The organism is Chloroflexus sp. (assembly GCF_056331925.1).
In genome coordinates this window covers 1-18,267 of sequence record NZ_JBWGQH010000037.1, presented here as the reverse complement: position 1 = coordinate 18,267, position 18,267 = coordinate 1, and the positions used below count along the sequence as shown (strand labels likewise).

Here is an 18,267-nt window from a genome sequence, read left to right as displayed (position 1 = left end):
AGCAGCAGGCGTATCGGTATGAGCACGCTGTATCGAATGGAACGATCATGAAACGGCTTCCTGATGATTTTACAATCCTGGCGCTTGAAACGTCGTGTGATGAGACGGCAGCCGCGGTCGTGCGTGGTGGGCGCGCAGTGATCAGTAATATCGTCGCTTCACAAATGGCGACGCATGAGCGGTATGGGGGTGTAGTACCCGAAATTGCCTCTCGCCAACATATCCTTAGTCTGGCGCCGGTAGTACGGGCAGCGTTGGCCGCGCTTCCTAACGGCTGGAATGATGTCCACGCCGTGGCGGCTACTCACGGTCCCGGTCTGAGCGGTGCGTTGTTGACCGGTCTCAATGCAGCCAAAGCTATGGCGTGGCAGCGTGGCTTGCCGTTTGTCGCGGTGAACCATCTGGAAGCCCATCTGTACGCCGGTTGGTTAGGCAGTGACCCGCCGCCGCCCTTCCCACTCGTTGCTTTGTTGGTCAGTGGTGGGCATACCTTACTGGCCTTGATCCACGATCATGGTCAATACGAATTGCTCGGTCAAACTCGTGATGATGCTGCCGGTGAAGCGTTCGATAAGGTAGCGCGAATTCTGGGCTTGGGATATCCGGGTGGGCCGGCGATCCAGGCTGCCGCGGCGCAGGCAACCCCAGGTGGAGTCTTGCCACGGGCATGGCTCCGCGATAGCTACGATTTCTCATTCAGTGGACTCAAAACTGCCGTCCTGCATCGCGTCCAGGATCGGTTGGCGCAGGCAGCCCGTCTCAGTGGACGAAAGAGTTCAAACGAAACACCACAACTCGATGCGCCATTTGTTGCTCAGATGGCGTATGCGTTTCAAGAGTCGGTTGTTGATGTGTTGGTAACGAAGACGGTTGATGCAGCACGTCGCTATAAGGCGCAGGCAATACTATTGGCCGGCGGCGTGGCGGCGAACCGACGGTTGCGTGAAGAATTGAAGCGGCGCGCCAGCGTACCGGTACATCTACCGGCACTTGACCTCTGCACCGATAATGCAGCGATGGTGGCAGCGGCTGCATTCTACCGCTTTGAAACCGGTATCCAACATGGCTGGGATGTTGATGTAACGGCCAGTTTACCCTTGGGGGCATAAACGGCACGGATGCGGAGGAAATCCGCGAATCCCCCCATTTGGTTGGCCCACCGACCATCCACCGGTTATAACGGTACCGCAAGGACTTGGTTGGCAATCCGCGCAATCGCTTCGCCATAGTTACGACCAGGGCTAGCCCATCCTGCACCGCGCGCACCAAGTGGATTATGGACGCGACCAAGTTGCTTGATCGTCTGCGCGCTGCCGCGAAACGCGCCTGGGAAGGGCCGATAGCTAAGGGCTTTGGCGATCAATTCGCGTTGCGGAGGAGTTTCACTGCCGTCAGCAAGTGCGTAGGCGAGTAAGCGGCCAACATGGGCCGGAACAGCGTCATCAGTCCATGTTGCGAAACTGACGCCCGCTTCCCACCGCTGACGTTGGGGGTTGTAGGCCCATCCACGTGGATTGACGGGCTGCTGCTGTTGTGATTGCCCGGTTACCCCGATACCGGCGGGGTTTCGTTGCGGGCGTTGACTCCAGAAGCTGGTCAGATTCCCCGTCTCATGAATCATTTGTGCCACCGCAATGAGAGGATCAACGCCGACCGTGAGACAAATGCGTACATATGCCGGAATAATAACATCGGCGACATCTTTCTCGGTATACTCGCCGTGCGGCCGACTAAGGATATAGCGGCTCATCTGATCCATAGCAGCCGTTTGCGGGCCAAGGATAGGACTGTCGGCAGTGTACATCATCAATGGCCCCCTTTATGTCCGAATAAGCTGCGGTGCGTAGTCGACGCGGGGATGGTAGATCGATTGTAAATTATTGACAAAGACCGTCTTAATCTGCCGGAGTTCGCGCATCGTCAGAGGCGCATCGTTCAGTTCCCCTTCCCGCACCCGGGCATCAATAATGGATTGAACAAGTTCATCGAGGGTAACAGCGCCATTCGTCGAACGCTCGCTGCTCTCACCATTACGGGTCGCGATCAGCTTCCCATGTTGCGCCTTCGAACGCACGGTTGCTTCTACCGAATCGGCCAACATCAAAATGGCCTGTTCGCGCGTTTGTGGACGGGGCCCAGGATAGCGAAAGTCGCGTTCATCGACATTATCGTAGCGTTGCAGTGCTTGTTGGTAAAAATGACGTACTAAGCCGGTACCGTGATGAGTGGCAATGAAATCGATAATCTGTTCAGGTAAACCGGCAGCGCGGGCCATCTTGATCCCCTCACGCACGTGATCAATGATGATTTGGGCGCTAATGTACGGGTCAAGCTCATCATGCACATTTTCACGCCCCATCTGATTATCGGTAAAAAATGCCGGGCGAATCGTCTTGCCAATATCGTGATAATAGGCAGCAACCCGCAGCAAGAGCGCATCGGCACCGATTGCCTCGGCGGCAGCCTCGGCCAGATTACCGACGGCCACACTATGGTAATAGGTACCGGGCGCTTCACGGATCAGCTTACGTAGCAGTGGGCGTGAGGGATGCGCCAGTTCCATCAACTGCAATGCCGTCACTTGTCCGGCCAAGCGCGCTATCACATTGAACAGGCCGAACGAAAGAATTGTCGTCAGACCGCCGTTCGTCAGAGCGCTCATGCTCGTGGTGAGCATCCAGCCGCTAAAACCAGACAGGCTAAAGATAGCTTGTTGACTAAGCCAGAAGGTCGTCTCAAACCCGATAATCGTCGCAGTCATCCCAAGACCGGCGATCAAAAATGAGCGGAGCCGGTCGGCAGTGCGAACGAGCAAAATAGCGCTTGTACAACCGGCAAACAACGTGACGACCAACGTCAGATCGTTGCCTTCCAGGACACCGATAACGATAGCAGCCAGCAGACTAACGGCAAAACCGAGTTGGCCGGAAAAGACGACGGTGGTCACGACGGCGAGCGTGGCCAATGGAAAAAAGACGGGCCGTGCATCGTAGATGAGGAAGGTGAGACGGGCAAGGAGGAGAGTACCGACCACGATACCGATCAAAGTAAAGAGTGATCGGGTCTGGACAAGCAGGGATGGTTGAAAAACCCCGAGATAACCGAAGAGTCCGGCGCTCAGGAAGGTTGCCAGGAGGCCATAACCGAGCAGTTCTGACCAACCAAGGGGGCGTGGCATCGCACCGGTTGCCTGCAATTTCTCGATATGGGCCGGAGTAACGATCTCGCCGGCGCGAATGATCATTTCGCCGGCGAGCACCTTCACCTCTACCGGAGCAACCTGTGCGGCTGCATTTGCCCGCCGTTCTTCGGTAGCAGCGCGATCGAGGGTACGATTGACGCGCAGAAAAGCGGCCGTTATCGTTTGTGCGAGTTCGCGTTGTACCGGATCAAGGTTCGTGGTGGCCAACCAGAACCCTAGCCAGCGTTCACGGAGCTGGTTCAGCGCTCGCTCATCGACGGCATAATCGTAACGCTCGATTGCGCGGTCGTAGAGACTGAGAATGGTTGTGCGCAGAAGCGACCACTCCTCATCATCAAGTGATAACAACAGACGAACCTGTTCGGTGGTAAAGGTAACATCGGCGCTAGGCAAATCTTGGAGAGCGCGTAACCGTGCTGCTTCATTAAGGGTGGGATCATTACGAATCCGCCCGATCATATCGAGCAGGGCAAAGAGGTTACGACGCTGCTCAATCGGAATCTGCGGATCGTTAAAATAAACCAGATTATCGGGATTATTTTCAGCCTGTTTACGCCGTTCGGCAGTCAGTACTTCGCTCGTATAGATGACCTCATTCGGAGCAACAATACTGATAGGACTAGGTTGACCCACCTGTAACCCGCTCGCGCCAGGGAGACGGAAAGTAGACACTGCCCAGATTCCGGCCCAAAGTAAGAGCACCGCCAACGACAACCGTACTTGCCCTCGTGAGAGAGTCAAGCGTGGTGGGTGGATCAACCTACGGAACGGTCGGTAGCGCAAAAGGGCTTTCATGGGCTTCTTTGGTAGGCGAGAGTTATGATGCACTTAACAATTCGCGTGCAATCTGACTCAGCGTGCGATTTTCCGCCTTTCCCTTGAAGCGTTCGAGCAAAACCGGCATCACCTTCCCCATTGCAGCAGGACCGCTCTCCCCCAATTCAGCAATGACGGCGGCCACGAGTGGGCGTAACTCCTCAGGACTGAGCATTTTTGGCAGATATTCACTCAGCACAGCGATTTCAGCCTCTTCAGCCGCTGCAAGATCGGCACGGCCCGCCTTGTGGTAAATCTCGGCAGCGTCACGCCGGCGCTTAATCTCACGGGCAATGACCGCCTCTTGTTCAGCCTCACTCAAAGCGGCGTGGCTATCGATAGAGATATTGGCCTTCGCCGCCTCGATGGCAGCCGGATCGCCGGCATGTTCGGCTTCGATAGCGGCGACGGCAGCATCGAACCGCTGCTTGGCCGCTTCGAGTTGAGCCGATTGGAGCGCAGCGCGGGCAGCACGAATAGCATTGACACGCACTTTATCACCGGCGCGCATTGCTTCTTTCAGATCGTTAAGTAGACGTTCTTGAATACTCATTGTGAGCCTCCTGTCAGTGATCATATCCGGTACGCCACAGTGTTTAGGTTCGTGTCGTCGTTAGAGAATGACCCGACGTGGGTAGACACGAGCCTTTTCAGCACTAATGATCGCCCGGATTTGACCCACCGCTTCATCGAGACGGTCAGCGTGATTGATGACCACGTAGTCGAAATTGGGTAGCTGTGCCAGCTCATCGGCGACCATCGCCAAGCGTCGCTCTACCTCTTCCGGCGATTCGGTACGTCGCAGCATTAAGCGATGCCGCAGTTCGTCGAGAGAAGCAGGGGCCAGAAAGATAAAGACCGCCTCAGGAGCCAACCGCTTGATGGTCGCTGCACCGTCGACGTTGATCCGTAAAATAACATCGCGTCCGCTGGCCATAGCCTGCCGAATCTCGGATTTGGGAATACCTTTATACTGACCGTATACTTCGGCCCATTCGAGCAGCTCATCGTTGTCGATCATCTCGCGAAAACGTTCGGCGGTCACAAAATGATAATCGACACCGTCGATCTCGCCGGGCCGTCGTGGGCGACTGTTGGCAGTTACGACAAAATGAAACGGAAAACCCAGCTCACGCATCCGCATCAGTACCGAGTCTTTGCCAACACCTGATGGTCCCGAGATAACTACGAGGAGTGGCTGCGGTGGTTTACCTTGCAACACCGGATTGAGGAGTGGTTCCATCGTTCACGCTCGCCTTGTGGTATCCTGCCGGTGCTATCGTCAATGATTCGGGTGGTTTGCGTATGTACTTCGATGCTCTTACCCTTGCCGCCGTTGTTGATGAATTACAGTCAACAATCTTGTTTGGACGCATCCAGCGCGTTCTACTCGTTGGGCCGTTGACTATCGGCTTGGAGGTCTATGCTCACGGCCAACGCCGGTATGTGATCGCCTCTGCCGATGCGCAAACGGCGCGCATTCATTTGGTTAGTCAACGACTAACCCGTGGCGTTGATGGTGAAACGCCGTTTTTACTCCTTATGCGCAAATACGTACTCGGTGGACGAATCGTGAACATTGAGCAGCCGCCCTACGAACGAGTCGTTTTGTTCAGTATAACGAAACCGGCGGAGTCGCGCAAACGCTCACATTCTCCTGATCTTGATGAAGTGATCCTTGACGAACTGGATGATGATGAGACGGAGGAGACCAACGAGTGGCTGCACTGCGATCTCATTGTAGAGCCACAAGATCGGCGGAGCAACATCATACTGGTCGATGATAACAATCTGATCCTCGATGCGATCAAGCGGGTGACGCCGCGGATGAGTAGTCGGGTGATTCTGCCACGTCAGGTCTATACGTTGCCGCCGGCGCCGGACAAGCGTGATCCGTTGCGGGCCAATGCAGCCGAGATTGAAGCGATCATGGGTGTCGGTGATCCGGTAAAAGCGCTCGTCAATGCGTACCGTGGCATCTCGCCACAGGTGGCGCGTGAGGTGTTAGTACGGGCCTGTGACGTCCTGCCGACAAGTGGAACGGGCTTGCCGCCATACACTATTGCGGCTCGGCTGCGTGAGATCGTTGCCGCCCCACCTGAACCACATCTGGTCAACGATGAGAGTGGGCCGATTGCCTACGCACCCTACCGGCCACTTCACTTGCCCGGTGCGGCGCCGATGGCGAGCATGAGTGAGGTACTGGAAGTCTTCTACACAGCACGCCAACAACCACTGGGGCGAGATCGGCGACGGGCCGATCTCGAGGCACAGTTGCAGGTCAGTCGCGAGCAGCTTCTTCACCAACGGGAACAGATCGTCAATGAATTGGTGCGGGTCAACGAACTCGACCGTCTGCGGTGGGAAGGTGAGATGATCTTCGCTTTTCTGCACCAATTGTCAGGTGGTATAACAGAATTGGTGGTAGAGAGTGAACGGATTGCCCTCGATCCAAACCGGTCGCCGGTTGAACAGGCACAAGAACGGTTTAAGGCGTATGAAAAAGCGAAGAGTGCTCGTGCCATCTTGCCAGCACGACTCGCCGACACAGAGAACCGGCTGGCCGGACTCGACCAATTGTTGGCGATGTTAGCCATTGCCGACGATGCTACGCAAATTGACCTGATCGCGGCTGAAGCGGAAGAAGCCGGGTATCTCCGCACGTCGGCGATGCGACGACAACGACCACGTGGCCGACCACTACAGGTACGTTCAAGCGACGGCTTACCGATCTACATTGGGCGAACAGCTCGCCAGAACGAAGAAGTCACCTTTCGTATCGCTCGTCCCACCGATCTCTGGCTCCACGTGCGCAACATCCACGGTGCCCACGTCATCATTCGTGCTGACCATCCGCCCGAACGAACGATTGCCGAGGCAGCAGCACTAGCAGCGTATTACAGTCAGGCGCGAGATGATACGGCGGTAGAAGTTGACATTTGTCAACGACGAGTCGTGCGCAAGATTCCCGGTGGACCAACCGGATTGGTCAGCTACTATCCCGAACGCACAGTACGGGTAAAGCCGGAGCGGTGTGGTGAAGTGGTACAAAAGTCGTAGACAACTCGTTGGTGTTGTAGTAGTCTGAGTACAAACAACCATCGCGCGGAACTTCCGCAGTTGTAAATAGGAAGGAGCTTATTGTGCCATACGTCATTACTGAACCGTGTATCGGTACCAAAGACGCCTCCTGCGTTGCTGTATGTCCGGTCGATTGCATTTACGAGGGTGACGATCAATACTACATCAACCCTGATGAGTGCATCGACTGCGGCGCGTGTGAGCCGGAATGCCCGGTCGAGGCCATTTTTGCCGATGACGCGGTACCTGAGCAGTGGAAGAGCTACATCGAGAAGAACCGTAAGTTTTTTGGGGCGTAGGTTGCACGTTGGCGGCGAATACGTTGTGGGGTGGGCAGACACCCCACCCCATCTCTGGTGAGAAGTGGTACTATGGGACGACCCACATCTCCCTCACCTCATGGCAAACGCTTACCGGTATTGGGCTTACCGATACTGTGGTGGAAGGTAAAGCGATCGGCGATGAACACCAACGAACCACCGGCATGGCAGCGTCAAGTACAGGCCATCGTCGAAGTACAGCTTGCGCGTTTTCCAGCTTTGATTCAGTTGCGGGCCACATGGCGGTTATTACGCGAAGAACGGCCCGATTGGCCGTGGCTTCTACCCGTGTTGGCTATCATCTTTGTGCGAACCTATCGGCAAGAGCGGGCGCGATTACGACGCTTGTAGTCATTCCTCATCGCTAATCCACTCTGGATCGGCGATCAGGTCGAAACGCGGGATGAACGCGGTAAAGTAGGTATTATCTGTTGTACGGAAGTAGTATTCACCTTCCATCCAACCCCGCGATGACTTCAGCACGCAAAAACTCTGGTATTCATGCACGTCACCGGCGTCGAGGATAGGCTGTAAGCCGACCACACCATCACCGACAACTTCCAATTCTTCCCCAATCGAGTCATAAATCGTCCAGCGCCGACTCATCAATTGAGCCGTGCGCCGACTAACGTTTTCGATTCGTACATCGTAGGCGAATACAAAACGCTGCAAGGGCGGAAACGAATGACCGGGAACATAGTGCGGGCGGACGCTAATGCGCATACCTGCGCTGAGGCGATAATAAAATGGTCGTCGTGTAAACATATTCATGGACCACACTAAACTAAGGCGACCGGTAGGGACGGTCAGGCCAGACTGCCCCTACCGGACATCATACGCTACTTCAGATACGTGCGGAACCAACTAATCTGCTCTTGCGCAGCATAGAGCTGGTTTTCTTGCAAACCCAACCCATGCCCCTCAGAAACGAACCGTACCATGCGGGCCGGCACACCACGGTTGACCAATTGTAGGTGGAAGTTTTCATTCTGCACAATGGGTAAGAAGTCATCGGTACCGTGGAATGTGAGCACCGCAGTCTTAACCTTATCGGCGCCATAGCTTGGCGAGTCCTTAACGTATTCATTCAGTGCCTTATAAGGAGGTAACCCTTCCAGATACGGCGGTAGAACTGTTGCGCCCTGTGTCCATTCGGTAATTGCATCGATAAACCCACATTGTGGATTGGCCGCTGCATAGAGGTCGGGGTAGCGGACAATACTCTGGAGGACGAAATAGCCGCCATACGAGCAGCCGGTAATCCCCACTTTCCCCTTTGTTGTCCAGCCGCGAGCAATTACCTGCTGGACAATTTCGGCCTGTTCATCGATGTCGATCTGACCGAAGTTACTGTTATCGACCAGCGAAGTGTACACTGCCGGTGTATACCCGTGACGACCGGCGACCGGCGTGATCAAGAGTGCAAAGCCAAACGAGGGTAGGAGAGCATATGGATTCTCAACATTCGCCATCCACTGGTTAACCATCGGCACGTTCGGTCCACCCTCTTGCCACACAATCAGTGGCACATTCTTGGGCGGGAACGGTGCATCGGCGGCCTGGATCAAGGTACCAACCCGCACCTGACCATTGCGCAGGGTAAACGTCACCGGGTCTTGGCGCAGATTAGCCTCGCGACGGAGTTCTTCATTCTGCCATGTGAGCCGGTACAATGCAGTGCCATCCCAGCGGAGGCGGAAGATATCGGGTGGATCGGTATATGAGGTATAGGTAAAGACTATCTGGCGGGTACTGCTACTCGTAGCATAGACGTTAAAGTAGGAGCCGGCGCGGTCAGCCAGATTGCGCAACTCACCTGACACCCGGTTGTAATAGTAGGGATGGCGATTGCTCCCTACCACACCGCGAATAATTATTTCATCAGGGCTAACAAAATCAGCGATGCTGAAGGCAAATGCCACATCACCACCCGACAACATCGGATGCTCGAAGGTTTTTGTCCAGCGAAATTGACCGGTCTCATCGCGGTCGTAGAAGCGGAAGCTGGTCCGCGAAGCGAATCGCGGGTAGTAGACCGGATGGGTACGCCCCTTGAGATAGGCGGGGTGATGGGCCTTGATCAACAGTGATTGGCCGCCGGGTGCCCAATCGTGAGCTTCGAGGATTGGCGCACCAAGACTCGGATCAGGTCGAATGACTTGGGTTTGACCGCTGGCGAAATCGATCACATACGTATTGTTGTTTTGAATAATCGGATTCTGGCGCGGTGGTAAATTACCGGTCAAGTCGCGATAAATCTCTTCGGAAAAGAGAGCGCCGTTATAGAAACCGCGACCTTCGGCATCAGGGACACCGAAGAACGAGATGGCTAACTGCGCAGAGTCACTTGTCCACGTGTCGTTGAGCAGGGTTGAAGCGTATGGAATGCTGGTCAGGTAGCGTTCTTCACCGGTCGTTGCATCGTATAAGAAGAGATTATACGGTTCACGAGTTACTTCAACCGTACTACCGTCTTCTTGTTGTTGAAAAAGGAACCGGGCGATCAGATCGGGTCGGCGTTGGCGAAGTCGGTCAACTTGGCGCTGGATGCGGGCCGGCAATTCGATCCGATTCATCCGGGATGCTACCGAAGTGGGTAAGGCAATTCGGTGGCGGACAGTAAACGGTCTAGCACCTACCGCAGACTGCTCGGTAGCACTCGGTGGTTCGCGCACGATCAGCCAACTGGTGAGATTGGGGGCCACTGAGACAAAGCCAAAATTCTGATCGGGAATACCAACCGCAAACGTACTAATCGAACCGGTAAAGCGGTCAATGAAGAGCTTAGCGAGTGCATCCTCGTTACCGGTCGCGAAAGAGTTCACGGCGAGTACGCCAAGGGTACTTTCGTCTTGCCAGCTATAGCTACCAAAACCGAGGAAAGGAAGCGGCACAAAAATATCGAACGCTGTTGTGTCAATCGGTACAGTATCACCGGTAGTGATATCGAGGAAAGCGAAACCTTCGCTTGAGCTGATCAAGACCGCAGTATCGTCTGGGCTAATCTCGCTGATGGCAAGAGGATACGATGCGCCGTTCTGCAAACGATCTATCTTTGCAATCTCTTCATCGCTGAGGAGATTAGGCGGCAAGTCCTTTGCATCACCGAACTGATCGACATTGATAATGTTGTTGCGTGGCGGGGCTGCCGAGACGGGAGCAACAAGACCAATGATTGCGACCAAGACGCCGATCCACCAGAGTCGGTTGGGCAGTCGCATACAAAAAACTCCTCTCCCTTGTCGAATAAGGTTGCTGCGGACGTTTTGTATGATAACAGATGGCAGCACAGAATGCTACCCAGTTCCTGAACCTTTTCGATAGTTGTCATCTGAGCTAGCGTGGGTTCACGTGAAAAGGTAAACGCTTACGTTTATTCTAACTTGCCGATGAATGCAGAAGTGAGTCACAATAGAAGCAATTTGAAGATGAGGTTTGACCGGTTATCCTGACCGATGGCAATTTTGGCGAAGATGAGAGTACTGTATTCTAGGGGTCACCGGTAATACACTCTCCATAGGTATGTTACCGATGATCGGTTGGCATTGCTATGAACTGTAGTGAAGCGCGTGCGTTGCTTGCCGCCGGTATTCGTGCCGGGGTCGACTCCCCTCTGCAAGCCCAATTAGCACATCATCTCGCCGAATGTACGACCTGCCGCGAATACGCTGCTGCCGGTGATTTTGAGTTGCTCGCAACCCTGCTGGCAACACCGCTACCGGACCGAAAACCGGTCGGGCGCAAGCGTGGACGTTCTGTGCTGTGGGTAGTGGTGGCACTGCTGGTCGGCTGGCTCGGTTTTCAGACCGGGCGCGTGTTGGTGGCGGCGAGGACAATCATCCAGAATGTGGATGCTATGCAACTGCCCTCATCAGTCGCCCAGACATTGCCCATACCGACCACGGTCGTGCCAATTCAACCGGTCGTTGCGAGAGCTTTACCATTACCGGTACCAAGCCAGGTACCATCGCTGATACCAACCCCGGTGGCTTCTTCATCACCGGTGACGGTGATCGGGGTGACAACGCTAGCCTCGGCCACACCGATCACCTTACCGGCGGTAGATGGGCGCGTACCCGTACCAACCCTGATACCGACGGTTGACGTTCGTCTACCGAACACCAATGCCATACACATTCTCTTGTTGGGCAGTGATCGGCGACCGGGTGAGAGTTGGGCAACGCGGTCAGATGCGATTATGCTGATACGGATCGAGCCTGCCAACCGGCGGGTGGCCTTGCTCTCACTACCGCGTGATCTGGTCGTGGAGATTCCCGGTTATGGGTATGGACGCATCAACAGTGCAACCGTCTATGGTGAGATGGATCCGGTGCTTGGTGGAGCAGAGCTAGCTCGTCGCACGGTAACGCAACTATTAGGCATACCAATCGATCACGTGGTCTGGGCTGATTTTACCGGTTTTATGGCAGCGGTTGACGCCATCGGAGGGATTGAGGTTGAGCTAGAACAACCCATTTACGATCCGGCGTATCCGACGATGGATTACGGCTTCACCACGGTCTATTTTCCGGCAGGGAAGCAGTGGCTTGACGGTGCGCAAGCGTTAATTCTGAGCCGCACCCGCCACAATGATAGTGCCTACGCCCGCGAAGCGCGGCAGCAGATGATCGTGTTGGCGATTGCCCGCCGGATCCGCGAACACGACCCGGTGCGACAGGTGGAGTTGGCGGCGCAAGTGACGACTACGCTGCGCCCGCACATCCGCACCGATCTGAGGGCTGATGAACTATTGGGGTTGGCGTGGTCGCTACGCGATGTGGATTTGGGTTCAATCGAGCGGTTTGCACTTGGACCGGACGGTGTGTACGAAGGACTGAATACCGATGATCCCTACGCCTTGACCCCTCGCCCCGGTGCAATTGCGATGTTGGTGCAGGCCTTTGTGAACGGGAAGTAGGCACGGCGTGGCTCTCTGTCAGGAAACCCCTCGGCCTCGCTCACCGACAACGGTGCAGAGGCCGAGGGTGGCGGTAATACACGAGTGGCAAAATGCGTGTAACGATTGCTGTCCCCATTACGCAATATGCGTTCCACCACCGGCCAGTGCGTGGCTAATGCATGCTGGAATGCGAGCATCGGCGAGGATAACACGCTGGACACCGCCGGCTAACGCCTCTTGAGCGCCAAGCAATTTCTTCTTCATTCGACCGGCAGCGTATTCCATATATGCCTCTACCTCGGCGCGCGGGATGTGGTTAATCAGCGATGCTTCATCGGGAAAATGACGCAAAAGACCAGGCACATTCGAGAGCAAGAGCAACGTCTGCGCACCGAGCGCAGCAGCGATAGCGGCAGCAGCCCGGTCGCCATCAACATTCACCGCTTCACCGGCAGTCGAACATGCAATCGGCGCCACCACCGGCAGGTAGCCCGCGTCAAGGAACATCCGCAAGAGCGAAGTATTGACCCGCTCGATAGTACCGGTCCAGTCGTCGCGTAAAATCATCTGGCGACCCTGCTCGATCACTCTGATCGTTGATTTTCGTTTACCTTCCAACAACCGGCCATCGAGACCACTCAACCCCAAGGCCATCACCCCCCGCATCTGTAAGCGTTCCACCAGTTGCTTATTGACTAAGCCGGCGGTCGCCATCAGAAAGATTTCGAGCGTGCGTCGGTCGGTATAGCGGCTGGTATGGCCGCCCGGCGAAGTGACGAAACGGGGCGGATGACCGAGCGCCTCGGCGAGACGATTGGTCTGATCCGAACCGCCATGGACGAGTATGAGATGCTCGCCGGCTTGCCAACGAGCAGCGATGTCGTCGCACAGGGCATCGTAGTCGTTGCCGGCGCTGCCACCCACTTTTACTACCAGCATGGTCTGGCTCCTTGTCCCTGATTGTTTTGTCAGACGGTGCTGTGGCTACGTATCAATTACCTGCTTTCTCAGCAATCTCTCTCACAACTGTCACAGCAGTGATGGTATGATGCGGGTATGATACCAGATTTAAACCAAAAGCTCAGGTGAAGTCGATTGTGGAACGATGGATTTGATATGAAGCAGATGAACCCAGTTCTGATTATCGCCCTATTGACGTTAGTTGCGTGTACGAGTGTCATGCCACAACCGGCAAGCGATGTGGTGATGGAACCTTTGGTGACACCTTCAGCCACATTGGTACCAATTACGCCAACTGCTACTCCTACTCCGGCACGTATCGTGCAGGTGGTACCGCCGGTTAGTGATCTGGTTGCCGAACCGGTCATTGCAATGCCAACAGCCACCCCAAGCGTGATTCCGACGCCGACACCACGCCCGCCGGACACGCCACCGCGGGTAGGTTTACAAATTGGGCATTTGCGCTCGGATGAGTTACCTGATGAGTTGGCTCATTTACGTACTTCTTCCGGGGCCTACTGGAATGGCATTACCGAAGCTCAAGTAAACGAAGCAATTGCCGTGCGGGTGCGTGACATCTTGGTTGCCGCCGGCGTAGAAGTTGAACTACTTCCGGCCACAGTACCGCCTGCGTATGACGCCGATGCATTCGTGGCAATTCACGCCGATGGATCGGTAGAAGGAGCAAGAGGTTGGAAGATTGCGACGCCGTGGCGCACTTCGGCGGCAAGTCGCGCATTGATGGAAGCGGTGGCAGCGACGTATGGTGCGATCACCGGTCTACCGGAAGATCGCAATGGAGTGACGATTAATATGCGTGGCTACTATGCCTTTAGTTATCGTCGCCACACTCACGCAATTGCCCGCACTACACCGGCAATTATCGTAGAGACCGGTTTTTTGACCAATGCTGCCGACCGAGCGGTTATCGTTGCCCAGCCTGCGCTAGCAGCACGGGGGATTGCCGAGGGGATTTTGCAATACCTCAAGCAACGTGATCCGAACAATGGTGCAGCACTCTTGCCACCTGAGTGGCCAATTCTGTACACCAGCACCAACGTGAGCGTCCGTGCAGCGCCGAGCGAAACAGCTCGAATTATCGTCGAGGCGCCGGCTGATAGTCGAGTGTTTGTTTTCAATCGTGACGGGGATTGGTATGAGGCGATGGTGCGAGTCGGGGATAGTCGGTATGTCGGATGGATACGGGCCGATCAAACACGTCCGGCCGATACCAACAATATCCCAGCGTCACCACCTACCGACCCTCCGGCAATGAATCCGTGAGACAATGCGTGGTATCGCGTGGGAACGACCGACTCGCTCTAGCGCTTGGGCTAGCTGCGGGAACCGGGTAAGGTGGGTGAAACAAACCGCTACCGTTGCACGAGCGGAACGTCGATACGGTAGAGGGGACGAGCTACTACCGGAGTAAGCGGGTCGCCAAGCAACAGAAATGTGCGTAGGCTTTCAGGTGCCTCACCGCTCATTGCCAAATTGGTAAAGCCGGCAGCGACTAATTGACCAAGGAGAGGCGGCGATGGTGCGCTCCACAGTTCGGCGACAAAACCGAGCAAGAGCTGGCGATGACCGTAGGCGACACCAAACCCACTTGAACTCCACGTTGCGATAGCACCACCAAGCGGGTTCAACACGAGTGCTTCATCGATTGTCGTGCCACGGAACGACGGATGTTGAAACGCACCGGTAAGACACGTCATGCTAAGTACGACCGGAAACGCCGGTGCATTCCGCAGATCGGTAGCATTATCGACGTTAAGCAGAAATGGATCGGATGTACCGATTTGGGTGAAAGCCCACTGAAAGTGTAGCCCATGACCGGCATAGACCAGCAAGCCGGCTCCTTGATTAAAAGCGGTAAAGGCCTGCTCACGCGCGAGTACGGCATCGGCAATGCGCCCCGTTGAGCCGGTTGGGTCGTAGTAGACGCGGCGAAAACTGGTGTGTAATGGCTGATAAGCGACAGCTTCATCAAGCAACTCGGCAAAATCGCCGCTTGTATCAGGATTATCGGCCAGATACACGGCGTGACGTTGCCAAACCCCACGGCTCTGTTCATAGGTAAGTAGTTTGTTCACCAGATCGCGCAATTCGGTGACCGATTTGACCGGTAGTCGTCCGATCCAGAGATCAGGTTGAAAGAAGCTCTCGCCGGTAGGATCATCACCATCGAGCTGGGCAAAACAGGTCTCGCATGCCGTTTCACCAAGCCACGGGTCGACAGTGGCTAAGTAGGGTGGAATGAAATTGGGCCAGCCACGTCCAAGATAATTGCGTGGGTCAGATGTTCCATCGCCGATTAAAATAACAGCCTCAGGCCGTGTTGCCCAGGTTGCAGCAGCATAGCGCAAAAACTGACGAATGGCATACGGTTCTGGTTCGCCGCCACTCCAACCGGTGTAAATATCTTCAACAGCGATAGCAATCGGCGACCAACCCTGTTCCTGTCGGTGAGCAAGTAACGGATCGAGTTCACTCAAAAACGCGCGTGGCGCGATATAAATGGCACGGGCAGCGCGTGGTGTCGCCAGATCGATCGGTTGATGACGCGCAATCGTCGGTGCGTGCAGCGTCGTTGTGCCTGTGACCAGATAGCGACGCGGTATAGGCGAATCATCGGCGAACGAACTGCCGCTAAATGTCAAGCGCACCGGTTGCAGCGGATCGGTAATATCGTAGACAGCAGTGCCGGTAGAGACACCGGTGATCGGGTAAGCGAAGCGACCGGCTTGGCCGTTGAAGATGGCTCCCGCCAGTGAAAAACTGGCTTGAGCCGGAGCGATGAAGAAGATGCGGTCGAGATATATGCGGTCAATGCCGATAATAGGATCGAGGGTCAGGGTGAGTTCGCGGGTTGGACTCGGTAAGGACACCGTTGCTCGATGCGAGCCGGCGCCGTTCCATGTCACCGTCGTCTCCCACCCTGTCGCGGTAGAGATACGTAATCGGTGATTACCGTTATGTTTCACCAGCGTTGCCAACTCAAGGGTAAGACTCATTGAGCCGGTGGTCGCCAACGGTAGGGCAGTTGCGAACGTCACTGTAGTGCTGATCGGCGAACCTGCAACAGTGTCGAGCTGACGGCTAAAAAAGTGATCGCCATCGAACCCGGGTAATGTCGACTCGTAGATAGTTGGAGAATCCGACGGCCAAATACCACTGATACTGATAGCAGCAGGTTGATCTCCGGTTTGGATTTGGGCTGCGCGGGCAGACATGAGAGTAGTTGACTCCGCTTCCACGGTCAGCCAGTAGCGATCAGTAGTCGACCAGCGATCACCCGGTGGTGGTGCGTAGAAACGGAGAGCGGTGATCGTGGAGCCACTGACAACGGGGTCTAGCGGTAAGACCTGCCCATTGCGCTGAAGTCGCAATCGGTTGAGGGGAACACTCTGAACATCCAACCCAAGATCGCGTAACACAGCCGCGTCGAGCTGTTGGATACCTTCCTCAGCAACATCAATCGTCCATGCCTGACGAGCTGCAAGCGGATCGGGAAATGGCACACCGGCAAGTTGTGGCGATGGCCTAGTCGTTGGCGGTGTCAGAGATGCACCGGCAATGAATGCCGTCAGACTCAGTACTTGACGAGGCTCGGTACCGGCAAGATAACGGGGCGTAATCTCATAAAGGGCCATCCGTACTCCGCGTTGGTATCCTTCACTCACCAGTCGTAATGGCGATTGGGGTATTGTAGGCAAGAATTGGGGCAAGGGTGGGTAGGTCTCACCAGCTAAGGTTTGTACCGGTAGGGTGGGTGAAGGTAACGGTTCGCGCAACGGTTGATCGAACACCGAACGCAGGATGGGTGTCGCCGGTGTATCGGCTGATAGGTACAACCAGAAACGTTGTGGAGTGGATTGTTCGGAACCAACCCAAACGACTTCAATCCCGTTGGCAGAGGGATGGAAGGTAAGCTGTACTGGAGGCTGCGCCGAAGTGATCGGCGCAGCTCCGGTGAGTATGGCGACGAGGATGATGCAGTAGAGCAAAAAACGTCGCATAAGTACACAATCTTACAAAGACGAGCGATGTCGCAACAGAGTTCCCATTCCAATCGCGAGTAAGGCCAATCCGATCAAGGCGAACATTTGTCGAACAGGATAGCCGGACGTTAACGGTAGGGTTGCCGGTGGAGGCGAGTTTATCGTCGCACTACTCGTGTTGTTCTCGGTGGTAATCTCGCTGCTACTGGTACGGGTCGTGGCGAGATTGCGATTGTCCGGCGGCGTGGGGGGAGCCGTCACCGCTGCACGAATGGTAATGGTCACCATCTCGCCGGGGGCGAGGGTGGGGAGGGTGACTCGGACTTGATTGCCGGCCGTCTGCACCGTGCCGGTCGAGGCAGTGGCCTCGATCAGCCGGAGGAACGGCGGTAAAGGGTCATCGACGGTGACATCAACGGCCGGCGCGCCACCGGTATTGCTCACGGTCAGCGTATAGACCACCTGATCGCCGACTTGGACCACGCTCGGCGCGACCGCTTTGGTTAACACCAGGTCGGGGAGTGGCGGCACAATGGTCGCACTACTCGTGTTGTTCTCGGTGGTAATCTCGCTGCTACTGGTACGGGTCGTGGCGAGATTGCGATTGTCCGGCGGCGTGGGGGGAGCCGTCACCGCTGCACGAATGGTAATGGTCACCATCTCGCCGGGGGCGAGGGTGGGGAGGGTGACTCGGACTTGATTGCCGGCCGTCTGCACCGTGCCGGTCGAGGCAGTGGCCTCGATCAGCCGGAGGAACGGCGGTAAAGGGTCATCGACGGTGACATCAACGGCCGGCGCGCCACCAGTATTGCTCACGGTCAGCGTATAGACCACCTGATCGCCGACTTGGACCACGCTCGGCGCGACCGCTTTGGTTAACACCAGGTCGGGGAGTGGCGGCACAATGGTCGCACTACTCGTGTTGTTCTCGGTGGTAATCTCGCTGCTACTGGTACGGGTCGTGGCGAGATTGCGATTGTCCGG

General features: G+C 55.7%; 15 protein-coding genes. 6 read left to right on the top strand and 9 right to left on the bottom strand.

Annotation, left to right across the window (positions count from 1 at the left end; translation table 11 throughout):
- Positions 1-47: 47 nt before the first annotated feature.
- Complete coding sequence (gene tsaD, locus AC01ZF_RS16215) at positions 48-1,109, top strand: tRNA (adenosine(37)-N6)-threonylcarbamoyltransferase complex transferase subunit TsaD (protein ID WP_424675150.1); 1,062 nt, start codon at positions 48-50, stop codon at positions 1,107-1,109.
- A 65-nt stretch (positions 1,110-1,174) separates the two neighbouring features.
- Here tsaD and AC01ZF_RS16210 read toward each other — a convergent pair whose 3' ends face one another.
- The 4 genes from AC01ZF_RS16210 to AC01ZF_RS16195 are packed head-to-tail and all read right to left on the bottom strand — an operon-like array spanning position 1,175 to position 5,261.
- A complete protein-coding gene (locus tag AC01ZF_RS16210; protein ID WP_424675151.1) occupies positions 1,175-1,807 on the bottom strand; it encodes a glucosaminidase domain-containing protein in 633 nt (210 codons plus the stop codon).
- A gap of 12 nt (positions 1,808-1,819) precedes the next feature.
- Positions 1,820-3,997 carry an HD family phosphohydrolase gene (locus tag AC01ZF_RS16205; protein ID WP_424675152.1) on the bottom strand — a complete coding sequence of 726 codons (2,178 nt, stop codon included), beginning with the start codon at positions 3,995-3,997 and terminating at the stop codon, positions 1,820-1,822.
- Between the two features lie 22 nt (positions 3,998-4,019).
- Entirely contained in the window at positions 4,020-4,571 is a 552-nt protein-coding gene (locus tag AC01ZF_RS16200) for a GatB/YqeY domain-containing protein (RefSeq protein ID WP_424675153.1), read from the bottom strand.
- Positions 4,572-4,631: 60 nt separating this feature from the next.
- Complete coding sequence (locus AC01ZF_RS16195) at positions 4,632-5,261, bottom strand: guanylate kinase (protein WP_424675154.1); 630 nt, start codon at positions 5,259-5,261, stop codon at positions 4,632-4,634.
- Here AC01ZF_RS16195 and AC01ZF_RS16190 point away from each other — a divergent pair.
- The 3 genes from AC01ZF_RS16190 (at position 5,252) to AC01ZF_RS16180 (ending at position 7,770) form a co-directional block, all read left to right on the top strand.
- Positions 5,252-7,078, top strand: a complete 1,827-nt coding sequence (locus AC01ZF_RS16190; RefSeq protein ID WP_424675155.1) for an Rqc2 family fibronectin-binding protein — start codon at positions 5,252-5,254, stop codon at positions 7,076-7,078. The two genes, AC01ZF_RS16195 and AC01ZF_RS16190, sit on opposite strands and share 10 nt — an antisense overlap.
- An 83-nt stretch (positions 7,079-7,161) precedes the next feature.
- Entirely contained in the window at positions 7,162-7,398 is a 237-nt protein-coding gene (locus AC01ZF_RS16185; protein WP_015940626.1) for a ferredoxin, read from the top strand.
- A gap of 72 nt (positions 7,399-7,470) precedes the next feature.
- Positions 7,471-7,770: a hypothetical protein gene (locus tag AC01ZF_RS16180; protein ID WP_476575504.1), complete on the top strand. Its 300-nt coding sequence runs from the start codon at positions 7,471-7,473 to the stop codon at positions 7,768-7,770.
- Here AC01ZF_RS16180 and apaG read toward each other — a convergent pair whose 3' ends face one another.
- Both apaG and AC01ZF_RS16170 read right to left on the bottom strand, forming a co-directional pair.
- Positions 7,771-8,184: a Co2+/Mg2+ efflux protein ApaG gene (apaG, locus tag AC01ZF_RS16175; RefSeq protein WP_476575503.1), complete on the bottom strand. Its 414-nt coding sequence runs from the start codon at positions 8,182-8,184 to the stop codon at positions 7,771-7,773.
- Positions 8,185-8,258: 74 nt separating this feature from the next.
- Entirely contained in the window at positions 8,259-10,640 is a 2,382-nt protein-coding gene (locus tag AC01ZF_RS16170; RefSeq protein ID WP_476575502.1) for an alpha/beta hydrolase family protein, read from the bottom strand.
- Between the two features lie 329 nt (positions 10,641-10,969).
- On the opposite strand from AC01ZF_RS16170, the gene AC01ZF_RS16165 reads away from it, so the two are divergent.
- Entirely contained in the window at positions 10,970-12,337 is a 1,368-nt protein-coding gene (locus AC01ZF_RS16165; protein WP_424675159.1) for an LCP family glycopolymer transferase, read from the top strand.
- Positions 12,338-12,454: 117 nt separating this feature from the next.
- On the opposite strand, the gene AC01ZF_RS16160 is transcribed toward AC01ZF_RS16165, so the two are convergent.
- Positions 12,455-13,258, bottom strand: a complete 804-nt coding sequence (locus AC01ZF_RS16160; RefSeq protein WP_424675160.1) for a [LysW]-aminoadipate kinase — start codon at positions 13,256-13,258, stop codon at positions 12,455-12,457.
- 177 nt (positions 13,259-13,435) lie between these two features.
- On the opposite strand from AC01ZF_RS16160, the gene AC01ZF_RS16155 reads away from it, so the two are divergent.
- A complete protein-coding gene (locus AC01ZF_RS16155; RefSeq protein ID WP_428132727.1) occupies positions 13,436-14,563 on the top strand; it encodes an N-acetylmuramoyl-L-alanine amidase in 1,128 nt (375 codons plus the stop codon).
- An 89-nt stretch (positions 14,564-14,652) separates the two neighbouring features.
- Here the strand turns inward: AC01ZF_RS16155 and AC01ZF_RS16150 are convergent, their stop codons facing one another.
- Together AC01ZF_RS16150 and AC01ZF_RS16145 are read right to left on the bottom strand one after the other, a co-directional pair.
- Entirely contained in the window at positions 14,653-17,301 is a 2,649-nt protein-coding gene (locus AC01ZF_RS16150) for a C25 family cysteine peptidase (protein ID WP_428132729.1), read from the bottom strand.
- Between the two features lie 12 nt (positions 17,302-17,313).
- Positions 17,314-18,267, bottom strand: a 954-nt coding sequence (locus AC01ZF_RS16145; RefSeq protein ID WP_476575501.1) for a DUF11 domain-containing protein, incomplete at its 5' end; no start/stop codon positions are given.